The organism is Mogibacterium pumilum (assembly GCF_002243385.1).
GTDB lineage: Bacteria > Bacillota > Clostridia > Peptostreptococcales > Anaerovoracaceae > Mogibacterium > Mogibacterium pumilum.
Map to the genome: position 1 here is coordinate 1,091,055 of NZ_CP016199.1, position 8,602 is coordinate 1,099,656.

Annotated in this window: 6 protein-coding genes; all 6 read left to right on the forward strand. The window is 38.9% G+C overall.

The features are described 5' to 3' along the window. The 6 genes from mfd to AXF17_RS05270 all read left to right on the forward strand — a co-directional run bounded on the left by mfd (position 1) and on the right by AXF17_RS05270 (position 7,964). The gene (gene mfd / locus AXF17_RS05245) at positions 1–3,360 is read left to right on the forward strand and encodes a transcription-repair coupling factor (RefSeq protein ID WP_094234122.1); all 3,360 of its coding nucleotides are present in this window, start codon (positions 1–3) and stop codon (positions 3,358–3,360) included. Between the two features lie 88 nt (positions 3,361–3,448). Then, positions 3,449–5,086, forward strand: a complete 1,638-nt coding sequence (locus AXF17_RS05250) for a putative polysaccharide biosynthesis protein (RefSeq protein WP_094234123.1) — start codon at positions 3,449–3,451, stop codon at positions 5,084–5,086. 128 nt (positions 5,087–5,214) lie between these two features. Then, complete coding sequence (locus AXF17_RS05255; protein WP_009643555.1) at positions 5,215–5,493, forward strand: HU family DNA-binding protein; 279 nt, start codon at positions 5,215–5,217, stop codon at positions 5,491–5,493. A gap of 123 nt (positions 5,494–5,616) precedes the next feature. Then, the gene (locus tag AXF17_RS05260; RefSeq protein ID WP_094234124.1) at positions 5,617–6,648 is read left to right on the forward strand and encodes a hypothetical protein; all 1,032 of its coding nucleotides are present in this window, start codon (positions 5,617–5,619) and stop codon (positions 6,646–6,648) included. A gap of 254 nt (positions 6,649–6,902) precedes the next feature. Then, positions 6,903–7,142, forward strand: coding sequence for an RNA-binding S4 domain-containing protein (locus AXF17_RS05265; protein WP_094234125.1), 240 nt, complete (start codon positions 6,903–6,905; stop codon positions 7,140–7,142). A gap of 387 nt (positions 7,143–7,529) precedes the next feature. Then, complete coding sequence (locus AXF17_RS05270) at positions 7,530–7,964, forward strand: LytTR family DNA-binding domain-containing protein (RefSeq protein WP_094234126.1); 435 nt, start codon at positions 7,530–7,532, stop codon at positions 7,962–7,964. Positions 7,965–8,602 lie beyond the last annotated feature (638 nt).

Below are 8,602 nucleotides of genomic sequence, written 5' to 3' on the forward strand. Positions count from 1 at the left end.
ATGAAGACCAATATCACTGGCGTCAGCGGAAGTAGGGTTGCCTACTATGCAGCCAAGGAGATTGTTAAGAATAAGAAGACAATAATTATCGTTTCCAGAGCAGATGTTGCTACGAGGCTTCGAGATGATATTTCTTTTTTTGTACAAGATCGCGAGATTTTCGTGATGCCTGAAGAGGATGAGTTGCAGATTATTTATGAGGCAAAAGATAGCAACTCACTTATTCAGAGAATAAGAGCCATTGATGCGATTACATCGGATGATAAATCGGTTGTAATTGCGCCGATTTCAGCTGCTTTAAAACCTCTTCAGCCAGCTGAAAGGTTCACGGATTCTATTATCAAGCTTGAGATGGGCATGAGAATTGACCCATCTGAACTGAAGCATAAGCTTGTTGCACTTGGATACGTTGCTGCCCCAGTGGTTGAAGCGGAGGGAGAGTTTAGTACACGCGGTGGCATAGTAGATATCTTTTCACCTAACCATATTGACCCAGTTCGAATAGAGTTCTTTGATGACGAGATAGATTCTCTTAGGTGCTTCGATGCAGTGTCTCAAATATCTCTTGGAAATGCTGATTCTGTTAGAATTTGCCCAGCAGCAGAATTCGTTCCAACGAAAGAAGAGCGTTTAACTGCTCTTACTAAAATTATTGGGGAATACGATGATAGGCTTTTTCAGCTGCATGCTGAGAATAAGGATGGGGAAATATCAGATGGCAGAATAAATAGAATAAATGAGCTTAAGGGCCGTATCACGGAAATGTTTACAGAATGCACCAATGTGCAGATATTTGCTAATTATTTAAAGTTCTTCAATATAAAGGATGAGAGGATATGGGATTATCTTGAATGCAGTGATGATGCAAGCTTGATGATTTATGACCCTAACAGGGTAGAGACCGAGATTCCCAAATATGAAGAAAAATCTGATCTAAACAAACTTTATAATAGAGATATAGTCGTATTTACACCGTTTCCTGAACCTATTAAGGGTATAGAGGAGTTCAACAAAGTCGTAAATGTGACTAGTAGACAGATTGCAAGCTTTAACGGACAGATGGAACTCTTTGGAAGAGAGATGAGAAGACTCTCTAAAGAAGGATATGAAGTACATATAGTTTCGACTGAACGAGAGAGACATGAGAGAATCCGTGAGTATCTAGAAGATGCCAAGATTTTCGGACATTTTAGATATGATATAGGGCAGCTCGGCTCAGGAATGATGCTCGATAATGAGAAGCTTTGCTATATAACGGAGTCAGACATATTTCCTAATATAAAGAAGAGTGCAAAGCGTAAGGTTAAGCGTAAGACCAAGAAGCAAGATTTTCTTGATCTTCATGCAGGTGATTACGTTGTTCATGAAGAGCATGGAATAGGCCGTTTTGAAGGAATAAAGACTTTAGAGGCTGATGGGGAGATAAAGGACTACCTGAAAATCCATTACTCAGGAACCGATGTACTATATATTCCGACCGAACAGATGGATATAGTCCAGCGTTATATCGGAAGTGAAGGAAAGGCGCCTAAACTATCGAGACTTTCAGGGGGAGACTGGCGTAATACCAAAGCTAGGGCTCGCAAGGCGATTGAGGAGATTGCTGAAGACCTAGTTAAACTATATGCCGAGCGAGAACTTAAGGGGGGATATGCATTTCAGCGCGATACCGTTTGGCAACGCGAGTTTGAAGATAGTTTTACGTATCAAGAGACAGACGATCAGCTGCAGGCAGTAGCTGAAATAAAAGAGGACATGGAGAAACCTCTACCGATGGACAGACTGCTCTGCGGAGATGTCGGATACGGTAAGACAGAGGTTGCAGCGAGAGCTATATTCAAGTGTATTTCTGAAGGAAAACAAGCAGTGTTTCTAGCGCCAACGACGCTTCTCGCGAATCAACATTTTAATACGTTAAAAGAACGTTTTGAGGATTATCCTTTCAACATAGAGATGATGTCAAGGTTCGTAAATGAGTCGCATCAGAAAAAAGTGCTAGAAGGTATTAATAAGGGTACGGTAGATTTAGTAATAGGTACGCATAGGCTTCTTTCCGATGATATATCTTACAAAGATCTTGGACTACTAGTCATTGATGAAGAACAGCGATTTGGAGTTAAACACAAAGAGAAGCTCAAGATGGTTAGACAGTCTGTTGATGTTCTTACACTATCTGCAACACCAATTCCGCGAACACTAAACATGTCGCTAACGGGCATCAAGAATATCAGTACAATTGAGGAACCTCCGCAGGATCGGTATCCGGTACAGACTTTCGTATCTGCTGAAGATGATGAGCTGATACGAAGCGTGGTAAGACGTGAGCTTGACAGAGGCGGACAGGTCTATGTAATTTATAATCGTGTAAATGGTATTAACGACGTTGCAAAGCGCATTAACTCACTAGTTCCCGATGCAACCGTTGCAGTCGGGCATGGCCGTATGAATGAAACGACCCTTGAAAATGTCATGCTAGACTTTGTAGAGGGAGATGTAGATGTATTCGTCGCTACTACGATTATCGAGAATGGTATCGATATTCCTAACGCCAATACGATAATCATACTAAATGCTGATAAGTTAGGTCTCTCGCAGCTCTACCAACTGAAGGGTAGAGTAGGAAGGTCAAATCGACTTGCTTATGCATACTTGCTCTATAAACCAGAGCGAGTATTAACGGAGGTTGCTGCAAAAAGGCTTGCTGCTATCAGGGAGTTTACCGAGTTTGGAGCAGGCTTTAAGTTGGCTATGCGAGATCTTGAGCTTCGAGGAGCAGGAAATGTACTAGGAGAAGCACAGCATGGTAATATCGCAGGTATCGGTTATGAGCTCTATGTTAAGGAAATTGACAAGGCGGTCAGAAGACTTAAGGGTGAAAAGATAACTGAAGGAAGAGAAGAGATAGCGATTGAAATAGATATACCAGCTCGTATACCGGCTGAGTATATTAAGGATGAGACACTAAAGCTTCAGGCTTATAAAAAAATTGCGCAGATTGCTAATCATGAAGAGGCTGAAGAGCTTGTAGCAGAGCTGATAGATAGATACGGTGACTTGCCAGATGTAACAGTTGATTTAATTAGGATTGCTGAGATTAAGTGTTTAGCGGCAGAACTCGGTGTTAAATTAATATCTGAACGCGGTGGAAGGTATATCATTGAATTTAACGAGGAAAACAATGCTGATGCATTCACATTAATCGTCGCAAAACAAAAATATGGAGAGCAGCTAGTCATTAGCAGTGGAACAAATCCTTATCTTAGTCTACAAAAGGCTAAGGAAAAGCCAACGGTCAGAATCCTAGACTTGATGACGACAATGACAGAAGCAAGGCTACAAGGACCGTCTCATGCTGAATAGGTATCGTGAGTTCATCATAGACTTATGTACATGTTATGGTATAATCGGCGTTAGTGCTTAAAGAAACTATATATTTTAGGAGATATAAATGAGTAAGGTTCATCACTCTGAACATGGAGCCAAATTCGTAAAAGGTGCAGCAATCCTGTCTATTACAGGAATAATTGCTAAAGTATTTGGCGCATTCTTCAGAATTCCACTTAATAACTGGATTGGTGCGGCAGGTATGTCGTATTATGGCGTAGCTTATCCGATTTATTCGTTCTTTCTGATTATTGCGACTGCTGGTCTGCCAGTGGCGATTTCAAAGATGGTATCAGAAAGGGTTGCTATTGGTGATTATATCAATGCACACAGAGTATACAAGGTATCTCTACGAATCATGTTTGCTATAGGCGTGTTCGGATTTATTGTTTGCTATTTCGGAGCAGATATTATAGCTGCACACAGTAAAAATCCTGGTGGGGCGGCATCTCTTAGGGCGATTGCACCAGCGCTACTAACTGCACCTATCGTTGCATCGTTCAGAGGATACTCACAGGGACAACAGCAGATGATGCCTACGGGGGCATCGGAAGTTATCGAGCAGCTGATGAGAGTATTTGCGGGATTAGGTCTTGCTTACATGTTCCTTCATTCCAGTGCTGATCTCACAAAGGCGGCAGCAGGTGCTACTTTTGGAGCATCGGCGGGCTCGATTGCGGCACTAATTCTACTGTTAATCGTCTACATTGCAGGATCTAATGCTCGTAGACTTCACTTTCAGAAATCGGTACACAAGGATGAATCTACAAAATCAATATTCAAGGAACTTCTCAAAATCGCTGTACCGATTACTATTGGTTCTGCAATCTTACCGTTCATGATGATTGTAGATTTGTGGCTAGTAATGAGAAGGTTACAGGCTACAGGGTGGAGTCACCATCAATCAAAACAACTATATGGTTTGATCAGCGGGTTCTGTGATCCGCTAATCGGTTTCCCGCAGGTGTTTACTATTGCGGTAGCTGTCAGCTTAGTACCAGCGATTTCATCGGCATTCGTAAGAACTGACATGGTTGGTCTTCATAAGAATATCCAGACAGGAATAAAGACGAGTATGATTATCAGTTTTCCTTGCATGGTTGGTTTAATCGCTTTAGCAAGACCAATTTTATTCCTATTATATCCAGGACAGCCTGAGGATTCTGCGCTTGCAGTACCAACACTGCAGGTTCTATCACTGGGGATAGTGTGTCTGTCAATCTTACGTACGTTCTCGAGCGTTCTACAAGGAATAGGAAAGCCAGCGATACCTGTTATAAACCTTTCGATAGGTGTTATATGCAAATTCATCATCACATATATATTAGTAGGTATTCCGTCGTTTAATATAAATGGTGCCGCTGCTGGAAACGTGGCCGCATATGGAATAACTGCAATACTCAACTATCGTGCAATGCATAAGCTTACTGGAACTAACCTAGATATAATAAGTACATTTGTTAAACCTGCTATTGCATCACTGATAATGGGTGGTGCAGCACATGGCTCGTATGTTTTGGTGTTTAGACTCCTAGGAAGCAACTCACTAGCGACACTTGTAGCGATGATGATAGCTGTCTTCGTTTATGTAGTAGCCGTATTTGTAACTAAATGCTTAGGGCCAGAGGAAATCATTATGATGCCTAAGGGAGAGAAGATTTTGAGACTAACAGATAAACTTCACTTGACGAATAAGCAATAAAAGTGGTTATTTTTACATTTTATAGGCATTTTACAAACTAAAAACAAGATAAACATAATCAATTCGTTGACTTTTCAATACTTCAACAGTATAATACGTGTAGTTAAGTTACCATAAGGAGGAAAATTATGAATAAGGCTGAATTAGTAAGCAAAGTTGCTGATAAGACTGGTTTTAAGAAGAAGGATGCAGAGGCTGCTTTGGATGCTGTACTAGGAACAATTGAAGAGTCTCTAGTTGCTGGAGACAGTGTAAGACTCATCGGTTTCGGTACATTTGAGACAAGATCAAGAAAGGCTAGAAAGGGTAGAAACCCACAGAAGCCAGAGGCAGTTATTGATATCCCAGCTTCAAAGGCGCCTGTTTTCAAGGCAGGAAAGTCGCTTAAGGATGCAGTAAACAAGTAATTGAATGATACTTAAGGGGATGGGTACGATGTGCCCATCTTTTTCTTTGCAAATTTAATGTTCACGTAATATGTGTATATCATCCGTGCACACATACAGTTTGAAGCAGTTTGAGAGGATAAAATGGCTAGACTGACATTACTTGGGTTACTTGGGCTTTTGGCTCTACTATATATCGGCATAGGCGTTGGGGCGTATAGGTATATGAAGATTAAGAAAGTTAACGGTTTATCTCTTCTCGATAGTGCTGTTAATGAATCGCCAGATACGAGCAAAATTCCTATAAACGAATTAATAGTTTATGTTCTGATGATAGCGATAGCGGTTAGCGGAGCTATTAGGCTAGTAAAAGGGGCAGGCTCTGGGTTTTCAATTATGTCGCGATGGATAATTGGGCCGCCGGCACTTGCGCTATTTAATGCCCGCAAAAGAACGGGCAGATCGTTGATGATCCTTGCAGCAACAGCACTTCTCTCGTTGTTTCTTATGTTGGCATTTGCTGTAATTGGTCTTCCGGAAAGGGCGCCAGTTGTAACCCTTGGCGACATGGATATTAAGATGGCGCAGACGAAAGCTTCGGAGCTAATGGATAATGGGTTTGATATATATGTACGAGTAAGTGACGACACTTGGAGTGAGGATGACTATACAAATATTTTAAATTCACCAAGATATGAAAAATATTCGCCCGATAGCAATATGGTTATCCCTGCTGGTTACAAGCGAACTGAAGAAGGAATACTTTATTCGAAATATTTAATAGTAAAGAATGACACTGTTATCGGCAGTATTTTTTTCTTTGGCGATATGAAAAAGGATACCCTGGTCAAGGATTGTAAAGTTATTGCTATAATGATGGATGAGGATTGTATAAAAAATGCTAGAAATTGCAGTAATAAAGTTAAACTTAATGGACTTGATTTACTTTCTACTTTAAGTGAACAGGAATTTAAGGATACTTTTGGACGTCATTTGTGGTCAGTACCTAACTATCCAACAGATGAGACAAGTCTCTATTATGGTATACAGTGGAGCCCGAGAAGTGATCACTTGTTTTGGAATGAATATTATTCATATGTAAGGTTTGATACACAAAATAAGATGACAAAGTTCAGTGTTGTCGCTGAGGTTGCTCGCGAGTATGATGATGATTAAATAGTACATGGTGTAAACTGCAAACTGCAAAGATACAACAAACTTAAGAACAAAATCCTAATTACAAAGGTAAAATAAGCTTAAAACAGATTCGAGTTGCAAAGATAACAAACTTAAAAATTAAATCCAAACTGCAAAGGTAAAATAAACTTAAAAACAAAATCTAAATTACAAAGATACAATATGCTTAAAAACAAAATTCAAGTTGTTAATGCAACTATATACAAGGCAATAAATATAAAGTGGGGGAAGATATGAGGCTTGATAAATTTCTTAAAAACTCGAGGATAATAAAAAGACGCACCGTTGCCAAAGAGGCGTGTGAGCAGGGTAGAGTAGAAGTTAATGGAAAAGTTGCGAAGCCCGGAGTCGAACTAAAGGAAGGAGATGTTATAAAAATCACTTTTGGAACGAGCGAGCTTGAAGTTAGAGTAGAAAAACTATTAGATACTGTAAAAAAAGTCGATGCAGAGTCGATGTTTACAGTTATATAATGGTACCGTGTATATAAAAATAACTGCAGTCATCAACAGAATTGATACTTATAACTGTTGATAGGTTGCAGTTATTTTATTCGTATAGATGTTAGTTAATCGTATCTAAACGAATTTGTAATTTCATTAATTAATAAGGTGAAATGATGCCCACGAATAGGATTTATGTACATTAATCAAGAAAAAATATATAAATAATTTTCTGGGAATAAATTTGACATTTAAAAAATGGCAGAGATTGTGGTTGTAAAATTTAGGATGTCTATATATCGATTTTGGGGTCGAAAAAAGTCGATTTACTTTTGGTATCTATAAGGTTAAGATTAAGCCACCAGTCAACCTTGGTTGCAAAAGTGTGTTATTTCATAACGAAAGAAGGAGCAAAATATGTATAAGGAAAACACAGACACTATATCAATTATCACTGGATCGACATGTGCACAAGTTGCGATTGATGACATCGAATTTATAGACAGAGAAGGAAAAGCTCTTCTTATATATACCTCGTCATATATCTACAAGACTTTTACCAAAATTAACGATATTGCATATTCGTTAGTTGGAAGATCGTTCTTTAGACCATTAGTAGGTTTAATCATCAATTTTGATAAAGTTAGAAGAATAGATAAATACGAAATCGAATTCGAGTCAGGGAGAAAGATAGGCATTGGCAGAAACAATCACTCTAAAATCAGAAGGGCGTATAAAAAGTATCTATTTAGATATCCGCCGTATGTGACTGTAGATTGGGAGAGCAAACCGCATGCGACAATAAACTCACTATGGGAAGAAGAATCAAAATACAAAGAGAAAAATCTATAAGTGAGTAACATCCGTTGTAGAGCTGCACAACCTGAGTGTGAAAAAAGAAGGAAATTAATTAATACAAAAAAAGAATTGAAAAAAATAGTATCTATAAAATACTCTACTTATATAAGTGTAGATGTGACAATGTGTGTAAATGTAAGAAAGGTGAAAGAGATTAATAACAGCTGCAAAGCAAAATAAAAGAGAGTAGGGTGTACGCATTGCAAATACACCTACAAAATAATAAATAAATTATAAATGTAGATACTATTAAATAGGTTATATCAAAAATGAATATAATAATATCTAAACGTTGCAATCAAGGGTTGACAGGCAATAGTGCAGACTCTATAATGGAAACACTTGTTGCCTGTTAGGTGACAGGTATGCGAGCCAAGATGAGTCGAGCAGAAAATCTTTCAAAAAAGATAAAAAGTGCTTGACGAGTCAAAAATGGTGCGCTATAATGATTAAGCTGTCGCGAGAGAGCCGTTAGCTTAAAAACGCTCAAACGCAGTCAGCAGAACCATGACAACTTCATAGTGTAGAAACTGGTCAAGAGATCGACACAGTGCAAACTGGAGATCAGATCTCAAGATCGTATAAGAGACAAACGATGTACAAATATGTCGTATGTCCCTGTACAATTCAAA